The sequence below is a fragment of the Arthrobacter sp. Soc17.1.1.1 genome (assembly GCF_036867195.1).
Taxonomy (GTDB): Bacteria; Actinomycetota; Actinomycetes; order Actinomycetales; family Micrococcaceae; genus Arthrobacter_D.
Map to the genome: position 1 here is coordinate 1 of NZ_JBAJII010000003.1, position 26296 is coordinate 26296.

24 protein-coding genes are annotated in these 26296 nt (G+C 63.0%); 11 read left to right on the top strand and 13 right to left on the bottom strand.

Going from position 1 to position 26296, the window contains the following annotated elements; all coding sequences use genetic code 11:
* Window positions 1-379: 379 nt before the first annotated feature.
* A complete protein-coding gene (locus V6S67_RS18605) occupies window positions 380-1033 on the top strand; it encodes a DUF3105 domain-containing protein (RefSeq protein WP_334211818.1) in 654 nt (217 codons plus the stop codon).
* Window positions 1034-2058: 1025 nt separating this feature from the next.
* On the opposite strand, the gene V6S67_RS18610 is transcribed toward V6S67_RS18605, so the two are convergent.
* From V6S67_RS18610 to V6S67_RS18645, 8 genes are all read right to left on the bottom strand, one after another.
* Window positions 2059-2532 carry a DUF4913 domain-containing protein gene (locus V6S67_RS18610; protein WP_334211819.1) on the bottom strand — a complete coding sequence of 158 codons (474 nt, stop codon included), beginning with the start codon at window positions 2530-2532 and terminating at the stop codon, window positions 2059-2061.
* 6 nt (window positions 2533-2538) lie between these two features.
* Window positions 2539-4365, bottom strand: coding sequence for a type IV secretory system conjugative DNA transfer family protein (locus V6S67_RS18615; RefSeq protein WP_334211820.1), 1827 nt, complete (start codon window positions 4363-4365; stop codon window positions 2539-2541).
* The gene (locus V6S67_RS18620; RefSeq protein ID WP_334211821.1) at window positions 4362-5921 is read right to left on the bottom strand and encodes an ATP/GTP-binding protein; all 1560 of its coding nucleotides are present in this window, start codon (window positions 5919-5921) and stop codon (window positions 4362-4364) included. The genes V6S67_RS18615 and V6S67_RS18620 overlap by 4 nt, the downstream gene beginning before the upstream one ends.
* Before the next feature lie 224 nt (window positions 5922-6145).
* Window positions 6146-7663 carry an SCO6880 family protein gene (locus tag V6S67_RS18625; RefSeq protein WP_334211822.1) on the bottom strand — a complete coding sequence of 506 codons (1518 nt, stop codon included), beginning with the start codon at window positions 7661-7663 and terminating at the stop codon, window positions 6146-6148.
* Window positions 7644-9497: a hypothetical protein gene (locus tag V6S67_RS18630; RefSeq protein ID WP_334211823.1), complete on the bottom strand. Its 1854-nt coding sequence runs from the start codon at window positions 9495-9497 to the stop codon at window positions 7644-7646. Before V6S67_RS18630 ends, V6S67_RS18625 begins: the two co-directional genes overlap by 20 nt.
* Window positions 9490-10254 carry a hypothetical protein gene (locus V6S67_RS18635; RefSeq protein ID WP_334211824.1) on the bottom strand — a complete coding sequence of 255 codons (765 nt, stop codon included), beginning with the start codon at window positions 10252-10254 and terminating at the stop codon, window positions 9490-9492. The genes V6S67_RS18630 and V6S67_RS18635 overlap by 8 nt, the downstream gene beginning before the upstream one ends.
* A gap of 37 nt (window positions 10255-10291) precedes the next feature.
* Window positions 10292-10594, bottom strand: a complete 303-nt coding sequence (locus V6S67_RS18640) for a hypothetical protein (protein WP_104181678.1) — start codon at window positions 10592-10594, stop codon at window positions 10292-10294.
* 4 nt (window positions 10595-10598) lie between these two features.
* On the bottom strand, window positions 10599-11222 hold the full coding sequence (locus V6S67_RS18645; RefSeq protein ID WP_334211825.1) for a DUF6668 family protein: 624 nt from the start codon (window positions 11220-11222) through the stop codon (window positions 10599-10601).
* A gap of 134 nt (window positions 11223-11356) precedes the next feature.
* Here V6S67_RS18645 and V6S67_RS20035 point away from each other — a divergent pair, with 134 nt between their 5' ends.
* The 8 genes from V6S67_RS20035 (at window position 11357) to V6S67_RS18680 (ending at window position 20269) form a co-directional block, all read left to right on the top strand.
* Window positions 11357-11662 carry a helix-turn-helix domain-containing protein gene (locus tag V6S67_RS20035; RefSeq protein WP_104181676.1) on the top strand — a complete coding sequence of 102 codons (306 nt, stop codon included), beginning with the start codon at window positions 11357-11359 and terminating at the stop codon, window positions 11660-11662.
* Between the two features lie 536 nt (window positions 11663-12198).
* A complete protein-coding gene (locus V6S67_RS18650; protein WP_334211826.1) occupies window positions 12199-13137 on the top strand; it encodes a MinD/ParA family ATP-binding protein in 939 nt (312 codons plus the stop codon).
* Between the two features lie 69 nt (window positions 13138-13206).
* Window positions 13207-14334 carry a transglycosylase SLT domain-containing protein gene (locus V6S67_RS18655; RefSeq protein WP_334211827.1) on the top strand — a complete coding sequence of 376 codons (1128 nt, stop codon included), beginning with the start codon at window positions 13207-13209 and terminating at the stop codon, window positions 14332-14334.
* Entirely contained in the window at window positions 14319-14990 is a 672-nt protein-coding gene (locus V6S67_RS18660) for a hypothetical protein (protein WP_334211828.1), read from the top strand. Before V6S67_RS18655 ends, V6S67_RS18660 begins: the two co-directional genes overlap by 16 nt.
* A 649-nt stretch (window positions 14991-15639) precedes the next feature.
* Window positions 15640-17325 (top strand): hypothetical protein, encoded by a 1686-nt coding sequence (locus V6S67_RS18665; RefSeq protein WP_334211919.1) that lies wholly within the window; start codon window positions 15640-15642, stop codon window positions 17323-17325.
* A 99-nt stretch (window positions 17326-17424) separates the two neighbouring features.
* A complete protein-coding gene (locus V6S67_RS18670; protein ID WP_133083020.1) occupies window positions 17425-18018 on the top strand; it encodes an AAA family ATPase in 594 nt (197 codons plus the stop codon).
* A gap of 76 nt (window positions 18019-18094) precedes the next feature.
* The gene (locus V6S67_RS18675) at window positions 18095-18253 is read left to right on the top strand and encodes a hypothetical protein (protein ID WP_334211829.1); all 159 of its coding nucleotides are present in this window, start codon (window positions 18095-18097) and stop codon (window positions 18251-18253) included.
* A 1752-nt stretch (window positions 18254-20005) separates the two neighbouring features.
* On the top strand, window positions 20006-20269 hold the full coding sequence (locus tag V6S67_RS18680) for a helix-turn-helix domain-containing protein (RefSeq protein WP_334211830.1): 264 nt from the start codon (window positions 20006-20008) through the stop codon (window positions 20267-20269).
* Between the two features lie 234 nt (window positions 20270-20503).
* Here V6S67_RS18680 and V6S67_RS18685 read toward each other — a convergent pair whose 3' ends face one another.
* The 4 genes from V6S67_RS18685 to V6S67_RS18700 form a co-directional block, all read right to left on the bottom strand.
* Window positions 20504-21124 carry a hypothetical protein gene (locus V6S67_RS18685; protein ID WP_334211831.1) on the bottom strand — a complete coding sequence of 207 codons (621 nt, stop codon included), beginning with the start codon at window positions 21122-21124 and terminating at the stop codon, window positions 20504-20506.
* A 31-nt stretch (window positions 21125-21155) separates the two neighbouring features.
* Window positions 21156-21503, bottom strand: a complete 348-nt coding sequence (locus V6S67_RS18690; RefSeq protein WP_334211832.1) for a histone-like nucleoid-structuring protein Lsr2 — start codon at window positions 21501-21503, stop codon at window positions 21156-21158.
* A 96-nt stretch (window positions 21504-21599) separates the two neighbouring features.
* Complete coding sequence (locus tag V6S67_RS18695) at window positions 21600-21920, bottom strand: hypothetical protein (RefSeq protein WP_334211833.1); 321 nt, start codon at window positions 21918-21920, stop codon at window positions 21600-21602.
* A gap of 174 nt (window positions 21921-22094) precedes the next feature.
* Window positions 22095-22583 carry a hypothetical protein gene (locus V6S67_RS18700; RefSeq protein WP_334211834.1) on the bottom strand — a complete coding sequence of 163 codons (489 nt, stop codon included), beginning with the start codon at window positions 22581-22583 and terminating at the stop codon, window positions 22095-22097.
* A gap of 362 nt (window positions 22584-22945) precedes the next feature.
* On the opposite strand from V6S67_RS18700, the gene V6S67_RS18705 reads away from it, so the two are divergent.
* Window positions 22946-23653, top strand: coding sequence for a helicase associated domain-containing protein (locus V6S67_RS18705; RefSeq protein ID WP_334211835.1), 708 nt, complete (start codon window positions 22946-22948; stop codon window positions 23651-23653).
* On the opposite strand, the gene V6S67_RS18710 is transcribed toward V6S67_RS18705, so the two are convergent.
* A complete protein-coding gene (locus tag V6S67_RS18710; RefSeq protein WP_334211836.1) occupies window positions 23650-24264 on the bottom strand; it encodes a class I SAM-dependent methyltransferase in 615 nt (204 codons plus the stop codon). The two genes, V6S67_RS18705 and V6S67_RS18710, sit on opposite strands and share 4 nt — an antisense overlap.
* Window positions 24265-24811: 547 nt before the next feature.
* On the opposite strand from V6S67_RS18710, the gene V6S67_RS18715 reads away from it, so the two are divergent.
* Window positions 24812-25087, top strand: a complete 276-nt coding sequence (locus V6S67_RS18715) for a helix-turn-helix domain-containing protein (protein ID WP_334211837.1) — start codon at window positions 24812-24814, stop codon at window positions 25085-25087.
* Window positions 25088-26296 lie beyond the last annotated feature (1209 nt).

Below are 26296 nucleotides of genomic sequence, written 5' to 3' on the forward strand. Positions count from 1 at the left end.
TCGCCGACCCCCGCGCTGGCCGGGGGCGGACAGCTGGACGTAGATGCCATCTATGGCGCGCGTGATCGGCATGCTTGGATTATAGGGTGGCGGGCAACCCGTCCACGGGCAGCAGCGGCACCCGCGGAGACTGAAACGCAGCTCTTTGTTGCGTCTCAGCAGCTAAGTCACGGCATCAAGGTGAGCAGTGAAGCCTATCTTCCGTGGTGGATGCGGGGCAGGCTGCGAAAGAGCCAGGCGAAGCAGATGAGCGACATGTCCCCTGCAAATCCCGCCGCATTTCATGGGGTTGGATAAGCCCGCCGGTACATTGATTCAGGGCATACGTTTTGAGCTGCGGCCACTACCCGCGGCGGTCAACATACCGAGAGGCATCCCATTGAACAGGAAACGGTCTCAGGAGAACCAGGACCGTCAGGCACGCCTGGCCGCCATCCAGGCCGAGCAGCGTGCCAGTGAACGCAAGCGCAACGCCTTGATCTTCGGTGGGATCGGCGCCGTGATCCTCGCCGTCATCATCGCGGTGACTCTCGTGATCGTGAACCAGGTCCAGGTGAACCGTGAGCGTGAGGCAGCCGCCGCGCAGCCCATCGAAGGCATCGAAGAATACTCCGACGTCACGTTCAACCACGTTGAGGGCGCCGTCGAGTACAACCAGTCACCCCCGGTCGGCGGTGACCATAGCCCGGTCTGGACCAACTGTGGCGTCTACACCGAGCCCGTCCCCAGCGAGAATTCGGTCCACTCCATGGAGCACGGCGCCGTGTGGATGATGTACAACCCGAACATCGGGCAGGGAGACATCGACAAACTCACCGGCCTCGTCGGAACTCGCTCTCACGTGCTACTGAGCCCCTTCCCGGGCCTCGACACCCCGATCGCGGCCAGCGCGTGGGGCCTGCAGCTGAAGGTCGACTCCGCCGACGATGCTCGGCTCGGCACCTTCCTCGACAAGTACATCCAGGGCGAGCAGACCCGCGAGCCCGGTGCCACCTGCTCCGGCGGCATCACCCCAGCAGGCCAGGCCTCCTGAGGCTCCTCCATCCCGTTCTCTGTAGCGCCAGTCAGTGCCAGAATCCATGTTGCGTTTAGAGACCTTCGCACTGCTACCTACCGACAACGGACAAACCATAGTTATCAACCTCGCTGGCATATCAAAACATCGCATCACAAAACCAAAACTTGCGGGGACCTCCTAGTGAAGTTCGGCGCAAAACCAATGCACCCCGAAACGACGGAAATTCCCATGTCTCGGAATCCTGTTTTGCGCTGATATTCTCATGAGAACTCTGTCGCAGCGAATAAATAAATCAGAATAGAGGGTAAAGTATTCCAAGAGCCTACTAAAGTGCACCACCATTCACACCGGCGCGCAACCCGCCACTCAAACGCTCTACTACCCTCCTGCTCAACACTGTGAGCCATGCTTGGGTCGAATTGTTCGATGAACGGCGCGTGCCGTCTTTCAAACCGCCTACGAAAGTGACGCTGAATGCGTCAGAGTGGTCCCCCTCAATCATCCTGCGTACTTTGCGACCGCCAGTTGGCGCCTGATCATGTCACTCATGAAGTCGGTCACGGCCGTTTCCTCTCGGATCAAGCCCTACCCTCACAGACTGCTTTCCAGTCATCTTTCGGGGGCAGCACCTGCCGCCCCCGAAACGAAAAGCTCAAGAGGACTTCGGACCTTCAACCGGTGGAAGACAATGCCGAACGCCACCGCAATCACCACTTGAACCCAGAACAGTTGCACCGCTTAAGGTGATGGATTTAGTTGGTCGGCCAGACTTACAACGGCTATCGACCCTCACACTTCAGGTAAGTACCGGAGATGAGCGGTGACCGGCCCCTGCTACGACCCATCTAGATCTCCAGGATTACGGGCCGGAGAGGCACGTCGGTGGAGCGCGGTCAGTACGGCAATATCACTGTGAATCAGCTATCACACGCACTTGTCTTTCAGCAGCTGCAAGTGCAAAACCCCACAAACCCCCCTCGTGACTCCAGTAATTGACCTCATCTCAACGCATGTTGCAGATCTGTGTTGATGGCCTGTCCTCAAGGATGCGAGAACAGGTTAGAGGGTGCCGGGACAACAAGCAGGGGCTTGTTGGCCGGTGCGTGCTTTGTGGCTGTGCAACCCTTGAAGGGGCCCTTGCTATAGAAAAGGGCTCGCATCGTCGGGTCTGCGTAGTTCCGCCACCAATCAGCCATGCCCGTGCCCCCATCCAGCCGAAGGGTTTCCCAGGCCCTCCACAGGGCGCTGAGGCGGCTGACAGCCTCTGTGTGCGCCCACCAGCTGCTGCACCAGGTGAACTCCTTGTCATGCCCCATCGGATCCAAGGGGCGTGCATAGTGACTGACGAGGAAGTCAGTAACGAACACCTCGAGGTTCGGAAAGAACAGCCTGGGCTCATCCTGCGAGGCGTCAGCGCCTTCTGACGTCTCATCCTCGTCCCTGCCGTGGACGAGTCGGTCGAACTCGTCGTCAGGCTCGAACTTCTCGGGCTGAAATGGCGAATGCATCTCCATACGCGGCTACTCCTTCACCATGGCCGACCAGCGGTTCCCACCGGCAGGTACGGTAGTTGGTTCTTGCACCTCAACCACAGGTCCAGCTGCAGGTTTGACTGCAGGTTTAAGGGCAGCGGGAGGCGCGGACCGTATGGTCTCGAACCCCGCCACCTTGTCTGCGTAGGGCCGGTCGCTAATCGGCACTGTGCGGAGCAGGGCGGCGCGGGAGCCGGAACCGAGCATGACGGCCCGGCCCTTGGGCATCGCGGCGAGATCCGCGACGGAGAGGATGTCGTCAGTAGAGTCCTGGCGGCTCGTGGAGCGGCTGTCCTTCTGCCTCGAGGTCGACACCGCCGTGTACCGGTACTGGCCCACGAGGTCGGAGAGCATCTTCAAGAAGCCCTCTTCCTTCACGTTGCCGCCGTAGGTGAAGACGTTGGCCGTGGAAAACAGCTTTTTCATCCCTGACTCGCCCCACACATCCACCCCTTGAGACCAGGATTGTAGGAATGTAGAAACCACGATCCCTCGGGAACCGTAATGGCTGTAGAGGTCGGGCAGGTTCCCCCACCGGCACACGTTCGCAGCCTCATCGAGAACACAGACCATCGGAACAGCCAGGCGGCCACCTGGCTGGGTGGCCGCGTATTCTTCGGCTGCGGTCGCCGTGGCCACGGTCAGGGACGTCACCAGCGGACCTGCAGTGCCGGCGCCTTCCTTGGACAGCGCATAGAGGGTGTTCTTGCCCTTAATGAACTCCTCGGGGATGAACTGCGGCCGCGGATCATTCGGCCCGCTGGGGTTCACCCAGGGGGCGATCTTCTCGTTCTTCAGGCACGTGGCCATCTGCCGTGCGGTGCCGTAGACGCCTTCGCGCTGCTTGTCCGGGAGTGACATCGTGCTGCCCATGGAGTCGGCTTCTTTCAGCCACCCGGCCTCGAGGAGCAACGTGGAGGCTTCCCTTTCCTCGGGGTGGGACAGCCACGAGTGGACCTGGCTGATGGGCCGATCACCAGCCGCTGCAGCGAGCAGGTATCCGGCGAGCAGGTCCTTGCCGGCTGTGTCGAAGTACGCGTCAGCCTTGGCCCCTACGGGCCGGGAGCCGAGGGCGAAGTTGTTCGCCATCTCCGCGGCGCGTTCGGCGTCGATGACGTAGCTGAGGGGGTTCCACCACCAGGTGGGCTTTTCGTTCGCGACGCCCTGCGGGTCGAAGATCCACACGTCGCCATTCTCGGCGCGGATGTCGCGGGTCAAATCCGACAGGTCACGCTTGTTCGACGTTGCGATCACAGGGCCGGGTGCCTCGATGATCGAGGGTGCGGCCTGCGTCGTGGTCTTACCGGTGCGGGTGCCCCAGATGTGCAGGAGGGTGTCCTCCCACGACGCGTAGAGCGTGTTCCCGCCGCGCACCATGCGCCCGATCATCACGCCGGATGACTGGTCAGCACTGAGGCCGAAGCGGGCGGCTTTGGCTTTGACCTGCTTCTCGGTGAAGGGTGCAACGTCTTTCAGGGACGCCATCTTCACGGCGGCGCGGTCGTGCTTGACGATCTTTTTGCCCTTGCGGATGCTCATGACGATATACAGGACGAACAGTGCCAGGAGCACGACGCCTGCGATGATCGCCAGAGTGATCTCGGTGGAACGCCACGGCATGATGCCGGTGAAGTTACCCAGAGACCGCGGCCAGAACCCGGTCGGGATTCCGTCGGGCCTTGGTGTGAGCTGGTGCCCGAGGGTGTTCAGCCCGTACAACGCTCCCGGGACGCCGACGAGAGCGACGATAAGAATGACCAGCAGTGCGGCCTCGCCGCCGAGTCCGGACGTGTGTTTGCGGTCCAGTGAGCTCACAGCTCGCCTCGTTCCTCTGCCGCGGTTCGCTTGGCCTTGTGCCACTTCTTCTCGGTGTCGTGGACGCGCGACCGGCGCTCGGTGGGTGTGAACTCCATCGAGAACGGGATGCCGGCCCGGGAGCCGACCTTGATGAAGAACTTGCCCTGGCCTGGTGGGGGCTGGGTGGAACGGTCGTCGTTGTACCAGGCGGCGTTGTCGTCGTCCTCGAGCCACGCAGCCAGCTCATCGTCCGTGAACGACTGATCGGTCCGCCGGAACACGTCGTCGTTGGTGTAGCGCATCGCGTCCTCGCCGGCCCGGTTCCAGGCGGGTGGGTCCTGCCATGCTGCGAGCTGTTCCTGCTCCCGGTTGCTCAACGGCACCGACTGGGTGAGCAGCGGCATCTCGGAGCGGGCGAGACCGCCCAGGATCTTGATGCCGCAGCGGTCCATGATGCCCTGGGCTTTGTGCCGGTCCGCTTCGTCCTTGACGGCTTTGAGGTCCGATGGGGTGTGGGAGGCCATGATCTGCCCGACGCCCCACTCACGGTTCAGACGGGTGAGTGCGTTGACCTGATCCACGATGCCGGGACCGGCCGCGAGGGTGTTCCACAGCTCATCGAGGATCACCAGGAACCTTTGACGCTCGATCACGCCATCGTCAGCGAGCATGTTCGAGGTCGTGACGGTCCCGAACCCGGCCGACCAGCACGCCATGAGCGTTGCCGCCCGCAGGTCATTCTCGGCCTGCGAGATCCGGGACAGGTCAAACGCCATCGGCGTCGTCGCGTCGATCTTATGGGTGGACTGCTTGGAGAACATGTCCCCGAACGCGCCAGCGCCGCAGAGCGAGTTCAGCGAGGACTCTAGGCCTTCGGTGATCGTGTCGTACCGTTCGTCGCTGCCACGGTCCAGAGCGACCTCCCGCACCTGCGCGGGACGGCTTTTGAGGACGGCCCGCAGGTCGTCCATGAGGGGGACGGTGCCGGCGGGGTTGTGTTCGGCTTCGAGGACCATCAGGCACCGGTCGAGGATCGACTCCTCACGCTCGTCGAGGGGCTTCTTGCGCAGGATGGCGATGAGCGCGGCGATGAGTCCGCGACGTCGTGCGTGGAGTTCGGTGAGCAGTTCTTCCCGCTTTACCGGGGACAGTCGGGTCGCAGCTTCCAGGGCGCCGGCATCATCGAGGGGGTTGATGTGGCCGATGCCGCGACCGAGTGGCAGGCCCTTGCCGCCGAGCTGCACGATCATGTCGATGTGTTCGCCCTTGATGTCCCCGAGGATCATCGGATTCACCCCGAACGCGCACAGCCCGATTGCCATGCGGCGCAGCAGCGAGGACTTCCCCAGACCGGGGTTCGCCATGACGAACGCGGACGGGTTCGAAATCAGGCGGACGTTCTGGAACCACGAAATCGGGTCACAGCACACCGGCTCGTTCGAGAGCAGGTTCCGGCCCAGCGGCACACCTTCCAGGGGTGCGCCGCCGCCCATCGGGAACGGGTACAACCCGCAGACCTGATAGTTCGTGCCGCGCATCTCCTTCACCGGGTGCAGCAGCTGCGCCTCACCCATCCCACGGCCCTTGAACCCACGGGGCCCCGGACGCATCGCGGCCTTCACCGCAGTGCTGCCGGTCCGAGCCTTCTTCGCACCCTTGGTGCCGCTCTTGCCTCGGCCCTTCGCTTTCGACGGAGCCTTCGTGCCTAGCTTCGCGAGAACCCGAGCCCAGGCTCCGTCAGGAACCTGCCCCGGGCTGCCTGGGTTGAAGGAGCCGGCAGCGGGGTTGAGTGCGGCCATTAGAGTGCGTCCCTTACAGTCTTGGGCAGTGCCAGGTGGTCGGGAATGACGATGCCCAGCGGCAGTCCGGCGGCGAAGGTCGAGTCCTGCGCCCCGTAAGCCTCCTCGAGGCGGATACGAGCCGACGCGCCAAGGTTCTCGATCGCGGCCTCTGCCTCGGGCAGGTCCTCCTTGTGCCGGACAGTCGCGGTGACGATCATCGCGAAGTTCAGCAGACCTGCTCCGTCGGCCTCTTCCTCCGCCGTGGCTTTCGCCGCCCGCGTCTCACGGCTGTCCCGCGACGTCGCGCGGTTCCGTGAAGAGGCGTTGAACGTTGCGGTGTTGACGTCGTTCTCGACCAGCTGCGCGGCGCGCGCCGGGTCGATGGGACGGTAGAGCATCGTCACGCGCTTACGCACGACCTCAGGAGTCGGCGCGACGAGGGACTGCAGCACGTTCGCCTGAATGGTGGAGCGGGGCGGCACGGACATCGCCCACGTCTTCGACCACGCGTTGTTGTGGTGGTAGGTGTCCCAAAACGCGTCAGCGGCCTGCGGTCCCACCTCGTTCCAGTCCAGCTGAGGTGCCTTGCCTTCGGAGTGGGCGCGGTCGAACAGGATCGCCTCGGCCGGGTCGTAGGCCACCCGAATGACCTCGCACAGCTCCTGTGCGGACAAGGGGGTCGAGACGCCGGCCCCGGTATCCCCCAAGCTCAGGGTCAGGTTCGGCAGGCGCGCCGCGAGGTCGTTGGCGACCTCATCGGCCTTGCGAAGCTTCCCGCCCGGGCGCAGCGTGGCCTTGAACGTCACCGCGATGTACGCGCGGGTGACTGTCGCACCGGTGGGCAGGGCCCGTACGGTCTCGTTCATGATGTCGCGGGCGAACTGGGGTGCGTTCGGGTCCATCCGATTCTCGACCTTACGAGCGAGCCGGAACCCGGAATCCGGTGCGGTCTCGATCGTCGCGGACGCGGCAATCAGGCCGGGCTCGTCGGTAAGCATGCCCAGCCAATGCGACCACCGGTCGACCCAGCGGTTGATCTGCTCCTGGTCGACCATCCCGCCACCGTCAGGCTCGGAGCCGAGCACCACGGTGTAGTGGTTCTTCACCGGGATGTGGAGCAGAGCGAAGGGGCGACCGTAGCCGTCGGTGTGCTCACTGATGGTCGAGCGAGCCGAAATACCCGGCAGCTGCGTCGTTCCCGAGGGGACACGGCTGATCGGTCCCGCCCGGTACACGTTCGCCCCGGCATAGCGGGCGTTCATCCACCCGAAGCGGCGCATGATGCGCTCGATCATCGTGCGGCCGTGCTTGTTCTTTTGCATTGACAGCAGGATCAACAGTCCGATCAGCAGCTCGAAGACCAGGGCCAGCATCCACTGGCCGAGCATCATCAACACCACCCCGACGACGACGCCGAGGATCAGGATCACCGTGCCGGCCGTAGACAGCCCGGCCAGACCCTTGCTGGTCGGCAACCGGTAGTTGCCGTAGATGCGTGGTCGGACGTCGGGGGTCTTAGCTTCGGTTTGCGCCATCAGTGCGGTCCTCGTTCCCAGTGTTGTTCGAGACTTCGTTCTTCAACTGCTGTGCCTGCTTCTGAATCTGCGCAGCTCCCTGCCTCAGCGCAGCGCCCGCCGGGCCAGCTGCACCGGATGCACCCTTAGGTCCAGCTGCTCTCGCACCCGCCGGCCCTCCAGCTGTCTGGGGCGGAATAGCCCCCTGAGCCGAAGGCTTAGCCCCCGACTCCCCAGCTGACGGCGCGGGAGACTTCGGGAGGCTGCTCGAACCGCCCTGTCCGCTACCCGAACCGGTTTGAGCGCCTTCCTGGACGGCACCCTGGACGGCTTCGCCGCCCTTCTTGATTGCCTGCCCAGCAACCATCGCTGCAGCTACGGGAGGCGCGGCAGCAGCCGCACCAGCGCCTGCCCCTGCCCCTGCGGTACTGCCAGCCCCTGCCGTAGTGCTCGTTGCTGATCCGGTCGGGACTGCTTTCGAGCCGCCGCCGGTCACGTCTGCGCCCTTTGGTGCGGCACCGTCACCGCTACCGTCCCCGCCGCCCTTCGGAGCGGCTGACGACTTCTCCGACTTCGCCGGAGGTCCTTGCGGTGGTGCCTGGCTACCGAATCCTTGTCCTCCACGCGGAGTGCGGGACGCACCCTGCGGGATCGCCGCACCCAACGCAGCGAAGCCCATCGCGGCCCCACCACCGCCACCGGAGGACGCCATGGCGCCCAGCGCCGGGCTAAGAAACCCGATGAGAACCGGCAGAGCGACAACGGACGCGAGGATCAGCATGAGGCCAGCGGAGAACTGAAGGAGCGCCTGACCCGAGAACAGGCCAGAGGTCGTCATCTGGATCCCGGTCGCATAAATCAGTGCTGCGGCTGGCTTGTAGAAGGCAAAGGCGAGAGTCCACGCGATGATCTTGCTGAACCAGCTCTTACCCGTCTCGGTGTTCATGAACGCCGCCGACAGTGGCAAGACACCTGCGATGAGGAACAGCATCGCCGTGCGCAGGACCATGAGCATGATCTGCACGATGTTCACCAGGACCGCGAGCAGCCCACCGACGATGATGAGCATCTGGTTGCCCATCAGGAACGTCGCGCTGGACGTGCCAGTGTCCTCCATTCCCAGCAGCATCTGCACATCAGCCTGGAAATCATTCCCGACACCAGCCTGAATGATCTGCTCGGCCAGAGCATCGGTCGCTCCGAGGAGCACGTTGAGGAGGGCGACACCCGAGGCGGTCACGATAGCCAGCGTCAGGAGTCCCTTGAGAAGGTCCTGCGCCGGTTCGGCGCGCTGGGACCACACCATCCGGACGCCGGCGACGATCATGCTGATAGCCGCCAGCGCGAGAGTCAGATAGAAGGTCTGATCCTGCACGAAGCCAACGGCCGGAGCCGACGAGGCTGCGCGTCGAGGAACGATATAGCCGACGAGAGAGGTGGCCCCACCAACAAGGGTTGCCCCACCGAACACGATCGTGGCCGTGTTTACCAGGCCCGCACCATCCCCACGTCGAGCATTCGTCACCAGCGCGATGCCCAGCAGGATGATGGCGATCGTGCTGATGCCCAACCCGATCCACGTCGCATAGCCGAGGATCGTGGCAACCTGATCGTTGAATGCGCCCCCAGCAGGAGCGTCCGCGGAACCAGTCTGACCTGTTGTCAGGTCACCAGCGTCGATCGTCGTCCACAGCGTGCCGAGCTGCGCGATCGTCGCGACGAGGGCAGCCTGAACGGCATCAGCAATGGCTTCGATGGCATTACCAGCTGCACCAGTGATTGCGTTGGATACGCCTTCCTTGACGGTGCAAAGGGGATCAAACCCATCACAAACATCCTTGGCAACTTCAGCCACTGGTGGGACCCCACACAATGTAGCCCGACAGGTCGGATACCTGTCCTTGGACAGGTCCACTTGATCCGTCGTTGTTGTACCTCACGTACCAGTCACCTTCGTGCCATTCCATGATTCCGGAGGTTGTGAAGTAGATAAGCTCAGAGCCCGAGTCGCCTGAGTAGACAATCTCAACTGTCGCTTCATCCTCGGCATAAGACAGAAGGCGAAAGCCTTCGATCTTGATCGGGGGAGCAGCTCCGTCATCGGATGCAATGCGCTGCTCAATCCGGTCAACACCGATGTCCTTACCAGGGCCTTCGAGTGAAAGGGCTTTGGTGGTTTCCAAGAACAACTCAGCGTCACCCCCGGAGGCCAGCCTTCCAGCCAATGAAAGAAGTGCCCCCTCCGGTGTGTGGGAGTAGCAGGAGCGGACCCCTGTCTGACCATCAACGACACCGGGGCCGTGTTCAACCGACTTAGGTGCTGCAATGCCTCCAAGGAACTCCCACTCGACCCCTTCGGGTGCAGAGGTCAGAGTCGTTCCTCCCGTGGCGTCTAAACCGCACACGGATTCGTCCGATGCCACCTGTGACGCAGATGGAGCGGGTGCTGCCGACTGCGTCTGAGCCGGTGGTGCGGCATCGGATTCGTCGTCGTTGCCAACCCAAACGAAGAGGATGATCCCGACGATGATGAGCAGCAGGACGGCAACCGCTGACATGAGGAAGCGGGGTGCGGCCCACCAAACGTTCTCGGTTTCTTCGGTTTCGGCCATGACTACTCCTGTAGGTAGGGCTGATTCTGCAGGGTGGCTACGCCGTGCCGCCGCCGGAGATGAAGGTCAGCAGTGAAGCGCCGCCGGAGATGAGGGCGACGGCGAGGACGATCTTGATGATGCCGGAGATCTCCTGAGTGGTTTCGCCGCGGCTGGAGTCGAACGCCATCTTGCCGCCGACAACCAGCAGACCCAGGACGCAAATGCCCAGGGCAATCCACTTGCCGACACCGACCATCCGGTTCCACGCATCCCCGATACCGGGAGGGGCCAGCGGTCCGCTGTCGGGCAGGGTGTTGGCGTTGATCAGGACATCCTGTGCGATGAGCAGCAGTTGCATGGTTCTAATTCCTTCCAGAATCACGGTGTTCAATGACCTCACTGAGACTGGTGAGGACTTTCCTTGGCTCGCGAGCCAGCGACTCAGGGTCGACTGTGCCTTCGAGCCGAAGCTCTTCTATCCACGGCAGCGTCCACGTCTGTGGGACACCGCCGGCGGTGATGCGGGTCAGGTTGTGCAGGACCCTCGGCAGCTTGCCGGGTGCATCTGCAATCACGACGAGGCCGCGCAGTGTGATGGTCGGGTGCGAGCCTGCGGCCCAATCGCGGGCGGCGAGCTGAGCGGCTTTCAGCCCTCGATGGTTCTGCCGGGCGACGAGGAAAACATCGGCCGGTGGCACGGTCGGGTCAGCGTCCGAGCGAGAGGGCCAGCGGTGGTGGCAGGGGACGCCGCCCAGGAGGCCGGCCATGGTGTTCTCGCCGGCTCCGCCGTGCACACCAAGCCAAAAAACCTCGGGGTTGTCCGTGATGAAGCGGGCCATTCCTTCGCCAGCGGCGAGGCCAAGAATGCCCTGCTGCGGACCTGCGACACCGCGTAGAACCTCAACGGCGTCGCGAATTTCGGTTTCTGTCACGACGAGTGCCTCGACGGACTCGCGCGTGACGAAGTCACCCCAACGATTGTTCATTTAGCTATGCCCCCAGCGGCTTCCCATAGACTCGGCTTCGATCATAGTAGCTCACTTAATGAATGGAAAGGCCGTTGTGCGAACTGATGTGAACCCTAGTGAATCAAAACGCAATTTAGGGTATTGTTCCCGGCATGGGGGTTGGAGTGGTCATTGTGTCTAGAGCGCTTGATGTGCTTTTCGCTGACCTACCCGCGCGACTCAGTGTCGAACAGCTCACTGACGTTCTTGGTTTGTCTGACAAGACGGTCACGTACCGATGGCTGCGCGAGGGTCGGATACCTGCAATCAGGCTCGGCGGGACATGGCTCATCTTTCGCGATGACATCAAGGATCACCTCGAGGCGCACTACAACACGCCCGGCCCCAGCTCTGCACCGGAACCAGGTACAGAGTCCGATACCGAGGATGAGAAACCAGAGGATCTTGAGGGGACATGATGACGACGGAAGCGCTGGCCAGACCTGTATGCACGGCAACCATCGGCGATGACGACACCGTGAGCGTCACGGTCGATGGAGTCGACCAAGCATTCGGCTCCATGCCGGAAGCGATTGGCTTTTTCGCGAGCACGGCTGGCGATCTTGGCCGTCCCCTCAAAGTCACCGCCTACGATCCGTCATCGACAACGCAGCCGGAAACCTACCTCATCGTCAATGAGGACGGTTCTGTCGATGCAGACACCAGCGTGCCCGTGAAGAAGCGACCTCCCCGCCGCACCATTCCCCGTCCCGCCAAGGCCGCAGCTACAAGCCGGCCCGAGCACCCGGCAGAGCGTCCCATCACAGCAGACGTGGACCCGGCTCCCGTAGCCCCCGCACCTGTAATCAAGGATGCTCAGCCCGAATCAGCGGAGCCACAGGCCTCACGTCAGGTGCCTCAGCCGGCCGTTGACCAAACCCCTGACCTGCCCTCAACGGCATCCACTGAACCGGCTCGCACACCGCAGACCCCGCAAGCTTCGCAGGGTGCACCAGTGACGGTGCAGGTGGAGCCCGGCGATGAGCGGATCAAGCTACGCCCCGAGGTGAGGGCCGAGAAGACTGCAGCACCGGCCCGTGAGGGCTTCCGGGGCTGGCTGAACACCACCTTTAAGGCGAACCTCGCCGCGTCCCCTGCAGAGCAGGCAAGCAGGGCCCGCCGGGCACGCATCCAGCGGCCGCTAGAAACCCACTGCACCATGGCCGTGGTCCAGCTCAAGGGCGGAGCGACGAAAACCACCGTCGCCTATCACCTGGCCGCGACTTACGGGCGGATCCGCGGAGGGAACATCCTCGCCGGTGAGTTCAACGAGAACCAGGGCACCCTCGGTGAGCGAGCCCTGGCAGGCTCGCACGACCGCACCACGCTGGACCTGATCCGGAACCTCGGCACCGTCACCCGACGCACCAGCGACCTCGTGCGCTACATCCGCCCCCAGGGCGACGACAGGATCCACGTCCTCGCCTCCCCGCCCGAGGGAGCTGACCGCCGCCGCGTCGACGGCACCTCCGTGAAAGCCGCGCACGATGTGCTGCTCTCGCTCTACAACCTGATCCTTCTCGATACCGGCAACTCAGCCCAGGCATCGACCTGGCAGGCAGCCGTCGACGTCGCTGACTCGCTCGTGTTCGTCTCTCAGAACAAGGCCGATGACTTCCGGCTCCTCGAGGCGACCATCGAGGGCGTCAAAGCCCAGGGCCACGCCGCGAAGTTTGCCCGCTCGATCCTGGTCATCACCAACACCGCCCAACCCAACACTGAGCGCCTCGCCCAGCTGAAGGAGTACGGGGAGAGCATCGGCCTCGCGGCCGTCGTCGTCGTGCCGTTCGACCGGTCCCTGCAGGAGGGCCAGAACTTCGACTACGACGCCCTGAACCCGGCCACCCGCCGGGCCTACGAGGAAGCAACCGCCGCCCTCACCGACCAGCTCTAAACACACATCATCCGGTCTCACATTCGGTCTCTCAATCGGTCTCAGTTCAAACGCAGGGGTTAGGAAGGCATGGCAGGGGGGAAAGCCATCGGGTGCGGCATCGCCGCGCTCACCCTCGCGCCCATCGGCGCGGTCGTGGCCATGACCATGCTCGTCGCCGGCATAGCCGAGGACGAGGAAGCCAACCAGCTCGAACGAGCATCCTGCACCGTGTCCGCAGACACTCCCGGAGATGCGGGCGCGACGCCGGGTGCCCTGCAGGCTGTCCCCAACGGGTGGGGGCCCTTGGTCGACGCGGCGGCGAAGGAAGCAGGGCTTCCGGCCAGCGTTGTTGCCGCGCAGCTGAATCAGGAATCCGGGTGGAACGAGAACGCCACCAGTCCTGTCGGAGCGCAGGGCGTCGCCCAGTTCATGCCCGCAACGTGGGCGAGTTATGGCAACGGAGGCGACCCGTTCTCCGCGAAGGACGCCATTCCCGCCTACGGCCGGTACATGGCCGCGCTGAAGGGTGAAGTGCAGTCGATCGCAGGCAGTGATGCGAATCTGCTCGTGCAGCTCACCCTCGCCGCGTATAATGCCGGCCCGGGAGCCGTGCAGCAGTACAAGGGGATCCCGCCGTACCAGGAGACGCAGAAGTACGTCAGCTCCATCCTGGACTCCGCGCAGGGCGGGTTCTCCATGGACTGCAAGGCACCGACCGGTGGCAAGCCGTGGGACGGCGACCTCGGAGACGGCGAGTGGACCACTCCCCTGCCCGGAGGCGTCTTCACCTCCGGCTACGGGAAGCGCAACGTCATCGGCCTGCCTGCGTGGGCGCAGGATCACGTCGGCGTGGACATCTCGAGCCCCGGCGCCGGCTTCGGCAACGGCGGACCCGTCGTCGCGCCCACAGACTTGCGCGTCACCGGGTTCAATGACAAGGACGGGTGTGTGATCGCCAAGGAGGACGGCGACGATCCGGACTTCGGGTTCGCGTTCTGCCATCTCAACGCCTACTCCGTGAAGGTGGGCGACAAGCTCGAACGCGGCGACATCGTCGGCACCGAGGGCAACAAGGCCGACCTCGGCAGCGTTCCTACACATCTACATTTCGAGATTTATACACCCGAAGCACCAGACGTCACCTTCCCGTACGAGGGCTTCAACATCGACCCCGAACCGATCCTCAAAGAGAAAGGCGCGTGGCCATCATCATGACCCCGACCTCCACGCACCACCGACCCACACGCCGGCACCTGCGCCAGTCACGCCACACGGTGGCTGCTCTGTGCCTGGTGGCACTGCCCCTGACGCTTTCAGCCGTCGCCTGCAGCAACAACGAGGGCCAAGCAGGGTCAACACCTGAGCCGACGCCCACGACCATCTACGAGGGCTCCTACACGACGGCGGCCGCCGACGAGATAGCCGGCAACGGCACCTTCACCACGCCAGAGGACGCCGACCGGACCGACGTCGACTCCACGGCCGAGGTCGCCGCACTCATGCTGCACTCGTGGGACACGACGACCGATACCACCCAAACGGCCGCCGCCATCCGGGCAATTCCACTGATGAGCAATGAGTGGGCCTCCAACCAGGTTGAACCCGAGCGCAACGGTGCACAAGGTGAATGGCTGAAGCCATCAGAGCACCAGGCATACAGCGCACCCTCGATCGTCCCCGCCCCTGGCGACGTCTCCGAAGATGTGGCCGATGACAAGGCCATCCGTGCCTACGACGTCAGCTGGCGGTGGATCAGCCGCAACGGCACCGACCTCACAACCACCGGCCGACAGATCGTCACGATCTACCTCGAAAAGCACGACAACCAGTGGGACGTCGTAGGCCACCAGTTCCAGAACATGGGCCTGTGAGCAGCGTTCGGGAAGAAATAAACCGCGACACGCCCGAACTTTTCGTGCTTAAGCCGTTTCAGAAACCTAGAGTGAACAGTATGGCTATTCAGAGGCGCGCGTCAGGCGGACGACCATCTAAGGGCGACCGCCATGTACTGACTACTCGCATTCCCACAGCCGAAGCGGAGAAGCTCTTCGCCGTGGCTGATGCACTGGGGACGTCAGCTAGCTCCTTCATCGCCGAAGTGATGGCGGAGAAGCTAGCCTCCATAGATTTGGACAAGCTAAGCGGCCAGGAGGCGTTGCCCTTCAGCAAGGCCTCATAAAAAAGAAGGCCCGCCGTAGCGGGCCTTCTCATATCCAAGAATCCAAGCTTCACACCGTCTTATCCGCCAAGACTGCCGGTGAGTAGCTCAACCGAGTACGGCCTTTTCAGGTCGTGCCCTTAGTTGAAAGTGTACACCGAGTGCTCGAAGCACCTCCAGCTCTTTATGCTGCGCCACGCCGTGATGATTCCCACCATGGTGCTGCATGGGTCCTCGCACCGCTGATCGCAGGTCAGCCGTCCTATCGCCTCGGGCGATGGAAGGACGGCCGGTTCCAGTACCCGCAGCCCACCACTGCCCTGCGGATCACCGGGACGCTGCCGGCAAGACCGGCCGCCGTGATGATCCACGACGTCGACGGCACCGTCCGCACGCTCTGCCTTGACCTCGACACGTCCAGGGCACGGAAAGCCGTCGTCGACGACGACGCCAACCGCCTTGGGGGTCTCCTGCAGGCGGCCGGCCTCGCCTATGTCGAGGACCAGTCCCTCAGCGGTGGCCGCCACCTGTATGTGCCACTGCAGGAAGCAATCAGTGCGGCCGAGGCACGCCAGCTCGTCGAAGCCCTCGGCCGGCGCGCGCCGAGCCTGGACCCGAGCCCGCACCAGAACGTCGTCCACGGTTGCATTCGCGTCCCCGGATCCGCCCACAAGTCCGGCGGGCACCAAACGCTCATCACGCCGCTCACCGACGCCTACGGCATCCTCACCCGACGGAACCCCGCCACCGCTCTGGCCGCACTACGCAAAGCCCTCGCCCCCGAGCTCTACCGGCTCGAGCAGGACCGGCGACGCGCCCAGGCCCGCGCAGCAGCCGCCATGACCGCCCTGCACGCAGCAACCACACCGGGAACCAGGCCAAGCGTCGCCTCCATGGCCCGCAACGACTCTCCCCTGCGCACGGCCGCCCGCACCGGGCTGTACGACACGAACCGGTACGCCAGCGACTCAGAAGCCCGCATGGCCGTGCTGAACCACTTCGCTGCCTGCCACTGGACCGTCGACCAGGTCCGCGCCGGCATGGCCGGCCCCTACGCCGGCCTCGCCGCCCTCTACGGCACCAAAGCCGAGCGGCTCCTGCCCCTCGAATGGGCCAAAGCCCAGGCCTGGACCGCCACCCGAACCTCCACCAAAAACCCCGCCCGGCGTCCACGGGAAACGACCGCGCATAACTTCAACACAAGCCATACTTCAATCACGGGGGGCAGCCCCAGCTCATCACCGGACCTTAGCCACCACTCCATCCACCAGCTCGTGAACGATCTCGAGAATGTCCTCTACGCGATCCTTGATCAACGCCTTCAGGCCCAAGGCAGGGTCGGTATCAGCCTGCGGTTCCTCATCCGGTCCGTCCTGGCGTACATGCGCACGAACCAAACCAATGTCCTCGACGTCGGCTGCCGCACCTTCGCTGTGGCACTGGGCAAGGACCACGTCACTATCTCCCGCCTCCTGCCAACCCTCGAGGCCGTATCAGCAGGCATCCTGACCCGCATCGACCGTGGCCGCGGACGCAACGCTGACACCTACGTCGTACAGCTCCCCCGGCAGTTCGAACAGCTCGCCCGCGAGTTCACCTGGCGCAAGGGCAAGATCCACGCCATCCGGCCCGTCTTCCGGGTCCTAGGGGATGTTGCAGCCCTCGCCTACGAAGGCATCGAACGCGGCCGCCACTCCCCCACCACCGCAGACTTGGCCCGTACTACTGGAATCTCGCGCCGCGCCCTCAGCTATCACCTGGCACGCATGGAGGCTCTGCAGATGATCCGCCGGCACCACGGCACCTGGGAAATCGTGGCCACCACCGGCCTGGTGGAACTTGCGGAGCGTCTCGGCGCCACCGATGACCGTGAGCAGCAGATCACCCGCTACCGCAAGGAACGCGCCGCCTGGCACGCATGGCTCGACCGCCACCTACTCCCCCACCTCGAAGAACACGAGCTGTACGACCCCGAAGTAGACGAATACTGGCAACCGCCCATCGACGACGAACATCAACAACAACGAATCCTCTGGCACGCTGCCTGACCGTATTGCTCCCCCGTTCACCAGAGACACCGCACAGGGATGCAGAAACACGGGTGTCTGTACACACGGCTTTCTGTGTTTCAGTGATACGATCAAGCTATGAAAGTCGCCCTCGTGAATCTCAAAGGTGGAGTAGCGAAAACCACCAGTTCGATCTACATCGCGGCTGCGCTAGCCCGAAAAGGTACCGTCGTACTCCTCGACGGCGACCCCCAGGGATCTGCCTCAGACTGGACAGGCTTGGTCGAGGACAGCGGCGAGCCGATGCCTTTCACTGTGAAAGTCGTCAATCAACGCACCATGAAAAAAGCTGCCCAAGGCTTTGACTACGGCGTGATTGACACTCCCCCGGGCAACCCACAAGTCATCGACGCGGCCATCGCCACCGCAGACATCGTCGTGATTCCCACCGATGCGTCAGCCATGGACATTCAGCGGGTCTGGCCCTCAATCGAAGCAGCCGCACGAGCAGGCAAGCCGGCGGCCGTGCTTATCGTCCGTGCGCGTCTGAACACCAGAAGTCTCGCCATCGCTGTCGAAACCTTTGAGCAAGCTGGAGCGGCTGTCATCGACGCCTACATTCCCTTGCGCGAGGACATAAAAAACGCCTACGGCACCATCCCAACCAACCTGCACGGCTACGACCAAGTAGCGACCGACCTACTGGAGGTACACCATGGCATCGCCAGCTAAGAAGCCATCACTCGCAGAACGAATGGCACCCAAGACGGCCACAACCACTTCCGCAGCTCCAGGTAATGGGCCCTCCGTGTCGACATCCTTCAAGAGCGTCAACGAAGACTATGCCAAGCGCCTCACGCTCGACCTGACACTCGCGCAGCACCGCAAGCTGAAACTGCGCGCCATGGACACCGGAGTTCCCATGGCACAGATTTTGCGGGACTACATCGACGGAATCACCGACTAAAATCACCACTCCACGCGGGACATTCCCCCGCTACCCGGCTGTCCCGCCAGCACTCGATGTGGGCACGGAAAAGCAGGAACACGGAAAGACTGCAGGCGATCAGCTGTGGGGTTAGTACTCCCCCAGCCTTATGAGGGCCGGCCATATGGCCGGTCCTCACCTGTCGGTAGGACGATCCGCCACTCCCCCGTGGCGAAGCTTCAACCCGCAGCCGAGAGCATTTCTAACGCTCGACCAGCAGAACAAGGCATGCCGTGAACGGCGGGTCACAGAACTAAAGATCACCGTAGCCACAGATACACAGATACACCCCACCGGTGGCCCGCAGCATCATACTGATCTGTGGAGGCACATACACAGAAAAACTGAATCCTGTAAACACAGACCCCAAGGGTATGAAATGCAAATCAACCATTGCAGGAGTTAGCCGCGGAATCGGCATTCCCCAGTCAAGTGAGAGCCTGACATATGGCTGGCCCTCACTTGTTGGACGATAATCCCCACTCCCCCACGGTTCAGCACCACCCCCGCTGTTCAGGGCGTCCCTGAAGCTCTACCTCAGGACGTGACATGCAGCAGGTGCGTATACACAGAAACACAGAGTATCGTGAACAAGGAGTTCCATAGACACAGAAATACAGACGCGCGGCATGCGTCGAATTCAGGTCGCGGAAGGGCTGATGATCTGTGGATACGAATACACAGAAGCACTGCATCCTGTAAACACAGACCCTGAAGGTGTGAGATGCGGACCAGTGACAGCAGGAATGCCAGGCAGAGGAGGTCAGGCAGAGGAGGTCAGACTGCCAGTTGCGCCGATAGGTGGGCCAGAGGATGGAGCATTTAGGGCAAGGCGGAGCACGCACAAGCCAGATGAGCGACGGGGGAGTACGTGCCGTACCCTGTTGGACCCCGGGGAAACGGTCATATATCTTGCACAGAAACACGCTGATGCGGGGTATGTTTGCACAGAAATCTGTGTGGGGTTTACGGCTGTGGGCCCAACCAGCAACAACTCGGGCTCGTCGGGGATCTGTCATCCACTCCAGGACGCGGTTGCTCTGCACTTCGAGCTCCTGCCAGGAGTAATGTCGGTTCGATTCTGCGGGGCACTCGAGACGCCGCTCTTGATACACAGAAAAGCGTAATCACGGAACGGGCGGGTGCTGAAGTACGTGAAAACAGAAAGACGTAAACACAGAAGCGCGACAGGTGGGGGAGTGCCGCTTCGGGGGACACTGCTGTTGACTGTGTACTTCAGGCCTCACACAGGAACGGCATTCCATGTCGGGCCCTGAGTGTCTGAGAGCGGACCGGGGGAAGCTCATGTTGTAAACCGTGAGCATGGACCGGGCAGGCATAGTTGTCCAGGTTCGTTGCACCGGGGGAGTGGTATTAGTGAGTGACATGACATCGGCGGGCCATCCACGCGCCCCGCTCCCGCCGTCCGAGTGTTGAGTTGTCGCCACACTTCCGCCGCTCAGCAATCCGGCTGACACCAAAACTGAATTCTACATACACAGAAATAAAGATACACGGACGCCAATAAAACTGTGTTTCTGTATTGGTGCTGAGTCCGGGCACAATCGGCGAACGACCGCGCTGGCCAGTCTCACCTGCTGGGTACGCAGAAGACAATCCAGCTGAGAAGATCCCGCGAGATCACGTGGTGTGGGCTAGCTGCCGCCCTTCAAGGCGACACCGGAGGAGCTGATCAGCGGCACAGCGTTTGGTGGCTGGGATGCTGGGTATATGACAGACCAATCCCTTGAGGAGCAGCCCAGGCGGCTGCGGTTCCTGACTCTGCAGCGGGTAGCCGATGAGTTGAATACCAAGCACAACACCATCCGGGCCCTCATCGCTTCAGGGGAGCTGCCGGCCATCCAGATCGGCGGCCGCGGCCAGTGGCGCATCGAACGCGTCAAGCTCGAGGACTACATCAGCGCCGCCTATGCCAGAGCCCGCACTGACATTGCACGCGGCGCCATCGATGCTTCTGACAGTGCCGCAGAATGACGCAAGCCCCCGCCTGGGTTATTGCGGGCCTGGTGGTGGCTCTGCTGGCAGGCGTGGCGGTGGCGCTTCTCCAAGCCAACGGCGTGATCACTGATCCCGGGAGGCAGGTCTGCGAGACTGCGGTCCGTCGCAGGAACTGCGACTGATCCACGCGGCGCGCTGGTGCGCCGGGTCGACGACTCGTGGGCGGCTGCCAGCTACCGCTGGCCGGTTGATCAGCCGGCGGTGTCCGGTTCAGGCGCCCGGTGGCGCTGTAGCGGCGAGGAAACGCCCCTGGCGGTGAAAGCTCCTGACCTGTAGGACCGCCAGGACGGCGAAGGCCGCGAAGAAGGTCAGGTACACCCAGTCCAGGTTTCCCACGGCCTGGCCGATGAAGTAGGTGTAGGCGGGGACGATCAGGAGCGTGGTGGCGGCGTCCTTACGGCTGCGCACGGCAACGGCCCGTGCCACGCCGAGGTGATTTGCTGGTACCGGTTCCTTGCCGTTGATGCCGCGCATCAGGGCCTTCTGCTCGTCCTTCTCCAGGGGGAAGGTGATGGCAACGTCTGTGCCGAGTTTGACCCGGGGTTTGAGCCGCTGTGCGTTGTACACGAGCCCGCCGGTAAGAGCAGCGATGGCGAAAATGAACCACCCGGCCTGCACGAGAGTCGGGACCTGTTCTGGCCCGTCCGGAATGACAATGGGGCCCAGCAGGGACAGGAGAAGGACGATGGCGAGGGCGCCGAGCGGCAGATAGCGGGTGTAGTAGACCCGCAAGGCCGCACCCATGCCGTTGTCGGCGTAGCCTTGCGCGTAGCGCCCGGCTTTCGCCCACCGGGCATCGGCTGCCGTTCTTGGATCCTCCACCCCGGCCATCACCCCCCTGATCGATTGAGCCGGTCAGCTTCTAGTGGGCCTCGTTGTAGGCGTCGATGATGGACTGGGTGATGCGTCCGCGGGAGCTGGGGTTGTAGCCGTTGTCCTGCGCCCACTGGCGGATCTGCTGGGTGTCCTCACGCTTGGACCGGCCCGTCGAGGATGCGCCGGTAGCTTTCTGGCCGCCCTGGCCCCTGCGCCCGGTCTTGGCTTTACGGGCGTTGTCCACGTACTCGGACAGGGTTGAGCGCAGCTGCTGCGCGTTCTCCGTTGTCAGGTCGATCTCGTAGTCGGTGCCGTCGATCCCGAAACGGACCGTTTCCTGTGCGACGTCACCATTGAGGTCGTCGACCAATTGCACCTGTACGCGCTGCGCCATTTCTACTCCTGAGTTATTGGATATGAATCATTGATCCCCAGCCTTCCACCCTATCGTGTCGAAAAATGCGGTCTGTGCCTGCAATCTGTCCCGGTTTCATTCACGGAAGCCGTTGTTCTTCTTTTTGTCGCGATCGCCGTTGTGATGGTCGTCGTGATTGCTGTGGTTGGTGCTATTGGGTACGGGTGTAACCGAATTGAGCCACACCCAGCCCTCCCGCTGGATCTGAATGAGAGGTTCCAGGAAGCGGATCTTCACTGCAGTCCTGGTGTAGGCGATTGCGTGGGCCTGGATCCTGATGGCTTTGGAGGGGTCGCGGATCCACGCGTACACCCGGCGCGGTTCCGGGAAGTCGGTGGGCGGGGTGTTCTCGAGATCGAGTTCTGCGGCGGTGAGCATGATCAGCTCCTCGCGCATGACGAACTCCTCAATCCGATCGTCCATCAGCCTTGCGTACCGTTTCGCGTATCTCTTGTTCTGACCCATGGCCCTGCGATTCGCCTCGCGACCGGCTCGTCCTACCCAGTGACGTGGATGTGGTCGGTCAATGCGCTGAATGCTCAATGACTGATCAGTAGCCCTCTGTAGTCGTTAGTAGCCGTCGATGGTCGTGACGCGACGCAGCCGCCAGTCCTCCCACCGGGCATCGGCGTTCATGTCGAACTCCAGGACCGGGGACGCCGGCCCGGTCTGAGCCCGGAACCGCCAGAACCGGGTCGTCACAACACTGCCCAGACCGCTCAGGCCGCTCAGAGTGTTGTGCCCGCCCACGCTGCCGACGCTGCCATGGCGGGTCTGGCGAGCGTGGCTGTTGTCTGTGCCTGGGGGAGTGGTGTCGGATTCTGGCCAGGTGTCGGAGCTGGACCAGGCGAGGGGTTCGCCGATGACCTGCCAGATGCTGCCCCGCCAGCGCAGCGCCAACGGTGTGCCGGAAGGTAGGAACCGGACGGCTGCCGGCTCGTCCAGGACATGCCACGCACTTGCCCGTGCACCCTCGCGTGCAGCTTCCTGGGTCGTTTGCTGGGCTGTGTTGTGGGCTGGTTCTGTGGGTGGCGTGGTGTCCACTGGTTGCGCTGTCATCGGCTGCTTCTCCCTTGCCCTGGTGGTCCTTGTGCAGGCTTTAAAATAGAACACAGGTTCGATTATTTGGGAAGCCGGGATGCGGACGGGGGTGCGGGTTGCGGGTCATCCACCTGTGGGCGGGTGGAGCCCGGAGGAATGAGCTCAAAGCCGTCCACCTGTGGATGAGCCGCCCGCGACGCAAGTTGCGAACGTTGGTTACTGTCAACACCATGCATCGCACGCCGCCCGGGTCCAACGAAGGAGGGGTACGTTCGGTCCGTCGTGATCTTTTGCCGAGGTCGGACGCTGTGCAACGCTGGCCGGGGGACGGCCTGGGGTTGGGGGAGTAGCGGTGGCTGATCGGACAGGCGCGGGGCATCATGCGTTTTGATGACTTGATTCTGGCCGAGGACGACTATTCGCAGGGGGCGTGTGAGAGCCGGCAGGAGTGGCTGCTGATGTACTCCCGCGGGGTCCCGCCGGCGGTGATCGCCGCATGGTGCAGGGTCGACGTCCGCCGCGTCCACCGGACCATCAACCGGCAGGCGGAAAGGTGTCCGGGATGGTTCGGCCGGTGCTGGGTGCTCCACGACCAGCCCGCCCCCAGTGGCAACCGGCGCCGCCTCCGGCGGAGCCGGGAGCAGGTGTGGTGGGAGCACTACGCCCACATGAATTCGTATGTGGCCCGGGTGGGTGGGGTGCCGGCGCAGAACGACAGTACGGAGGCCCGGGTGTTGTACCGGTGGTTGGAGAACCAGCGCCGGAACCACGACATGGACCGGCTTGCCCAGGACAAGGTTGAGGCCCTGGACAGGCTGGGGGAGTGGATCGGTAGCCGGAAAGGCAACCCGGAGGAGTTGTGGGCGTTGCGTCTCGAGCAGGTGCAGCAGTTCCGGGACGAGGCCGGCCGGTTCCCGGTCTATGACCCGCAGCGCCACCCGGGTGAGAAGGTCCTCGCGGTATGGCTGGGCCGCCAACGCACCTGGTTGCGGAAGGGTCGGCTCCGCGCCGACCGGCAGGAGATCCTGCATCAGGTGTTGTCCGGCTGGGACAGGGTGGCCAGTGTTGGTGTGCTGTGCACCATCTAGGTGCGGCTGAGGACGATCAGCCAGGATCGATAGTGTTCCACGACAGAACCTCCTGCCTCCACGGCTGCTGCCGCCGCTTCGAGGACCTCCTGCCCATTCCAATCGCTGAACGTGCTGAAGAGATTCTGCACCTGTTGTGCATCAAGGGTCACTTCCCACCTGAACTCGCTGACCTCGTCGACACTGAAAAGGCCGGTCCGGACCAGCTCCCGTCCGGTGGTTCCGGCGTCCTCGGCGTCGGGACCTGGCCGTGGAGGTCCTGTCCGTGCGGCGACGATCCGTCCTATCTTGGTCCGGAACGGCGTCGGGTAGGTGGGATCGCCGAAGACGTTGCGCCATACCAGCAGCTTTCCCCCGGGGCGGAGGCTGGCGTGGACCTTCGGCAGCAGCTCATCGAGGTTCATCCAGTGGATGGATGTCGCGGCAACAGCGATGTCGAAGGCTTGTTCGGGCAGGTCGGCGTCTTCGGTGCGGCTCACGATGACCGATGCTGCCGGGTGATTCATCTTTAGCAGGGCTGCCAGACGCGCTCCGGGTTCGACCGCGGTCACCGTCAGACCGGCTTCAAGAAGCCGTCCGGTTGCCTGCCCTGTCCCGGCGCCCAGGTCCACGGCGTGACGGCCGGCTGTCAGTAGCCCGAGGTCCTCTAGCCTGTGCCACAGCGCCTCGGGGTAGGGCGGCCGGGCCTGCTCGTAGTTCGCGGCCTGGCGATCGAAATGCAGGGGGTCCACCATCGGCGCAACCTATCACCCCACATCCTGGTCCGGCCCAAGGGGTGGGCCAGCGTGCCCGGCCGCGGCGTTGTCCGCTTATAGGCAGACGCCGGCGGATGACGGGCGGGCTCCCCATCAGGCTTCTGCCTGGTTGGCAGCTGTCCCGTCGAACGTTTCCTTCCTCGGACGGGTCCAACTGCAGGGGACGCGGGGGGTTCAGGCGGGTCTAGGTGGGTTTAATGGTTCGCGGCACGGACGTGACGCCGGGGGCTCATCCACCTGTGGACGGCTTTGAGCTCCACCCTTCGGGCTCCACCCGCCCACAGGTGGATGACCTCAATGGGGCGACGTGGGCATGAACGGGAGGGGGGCACGCGGGGGTGTCAGTCGACGTGGGTGGCGGGGTTCCTTCGTTGCCGCGTGTGGTGGCTGGGATGCTGTGTACATGACAGACCAACCCCTCCAGGAGCAGCCCAGGCCGCTGCGGTTCCTGACCCTGCAGCAGGTGGCCGATGAGCTGAACACCAAGCACAACACCATCCGAAGCCTTATCGCCTCAGGGGATCTGCCGGCCATCCAGATCGGTGGCCGTGGGCAGTGGCGCATCGAACGCGCCAAGCTCGAGGACTACATTAGCGCCGCTTACGCCAAAGTCCGGATAGACGTCGCACGCGGCGACCTCGAGGTCGGCGGGACGTCTGCGCCCCTCACGCCGGAGTGAGCGGCCTCGATATGTACTACGGGCTGTGCCTGGTCGGGGGGCTAGGGCTGGCCATCTACGGGGCTGTTTCTATGCGCCGGCCTCGGCGGAAGCCTGAGACGCCGAACAGCTACCCGCAAGGCATGATCCCCATGATGCTCGGGAGTGCCCTGTTCTTCCTCGCCGTGTGGAACGCAGTAGGGCTCTAGGGTGCCGGAGTAACAGCATGGAGCCAGGCCCAGCCCTTTCGGTGAGTCGTGATCATGAGTTCCAGGAATCGGATCTTCACCGCTATGCGCGTGTAGGCGATCGCAAGGGCCTGGACCTGGATGGCCTTGCAGGGCTAGCGGACCCGCGCGTACGCCCGGCGTGGTTCCGGGAAGTCGGTGGGCCGGCAGTTCTCGACAGAAGCAAACGAGAGCGCCCATGAAGCTCCAGAGGTTGACCTCGCTGACCTTCGTCCGTCCAAGCAGGCCGAGGAAGAAGCAGGCAAGCCAGTCCCAGATGAGACGTTTAAGGGGTACACCGAGCGTCATAAGGACGACTAGGGGCATGATGTTGAGGCTTCAAGAAGCAAAGTTGATGCTTCTAGGGGCCTCAACACACCCGGAAGCCCCTTGAGTCCGTCAGGAAGCCCTACAGCGCCCCTACAGCGCCTCATAGTGTCTGATACTGCCGTGGTTCAGTCTGCACACCGTGGTTCAACGGTCCTCAGAGGCTCTACAACGGCGTGTTACAAGCCACAAACCTCTAGTTCCACCTGTCAACCGATGCTACAGTTTCAGTGTTGTCAGATTCAGCAGAGAAAAATTTCCATGGATTCATGGAAGTCAGAATCTTCGAAAATCTGACAGCAGGAAAAATCAGAGATGTTAAAACAGTGATGGCCCAAGCGCGAACTTGGACCATCACCAGATTGAGGGACTAGTTAAACAGGTCTTTCAGCTTCCAAGCAGAGTGCACAAGAGCCGTAATCACGTATACGACGTCGCCAAACAAACGTATACGCGGTGCGGCTCTTTGCGTTCCCGCAGACGTAGCCTTCATCACATGCTTTCCCATCCCACCCCCTTTCACTAGACACCGCCCCTGCCCAAGCGCGAGGGCGGTGCAGTCCCGGAAAGTGGAGACAGACCGATTCTACTGTGCAGATCGGATGATTTGGGGCGTGGTCACTTCCAAACTTGGACAAATTTCGCAGACGCAAGTTGGACAGAGAAAATTCGGCAT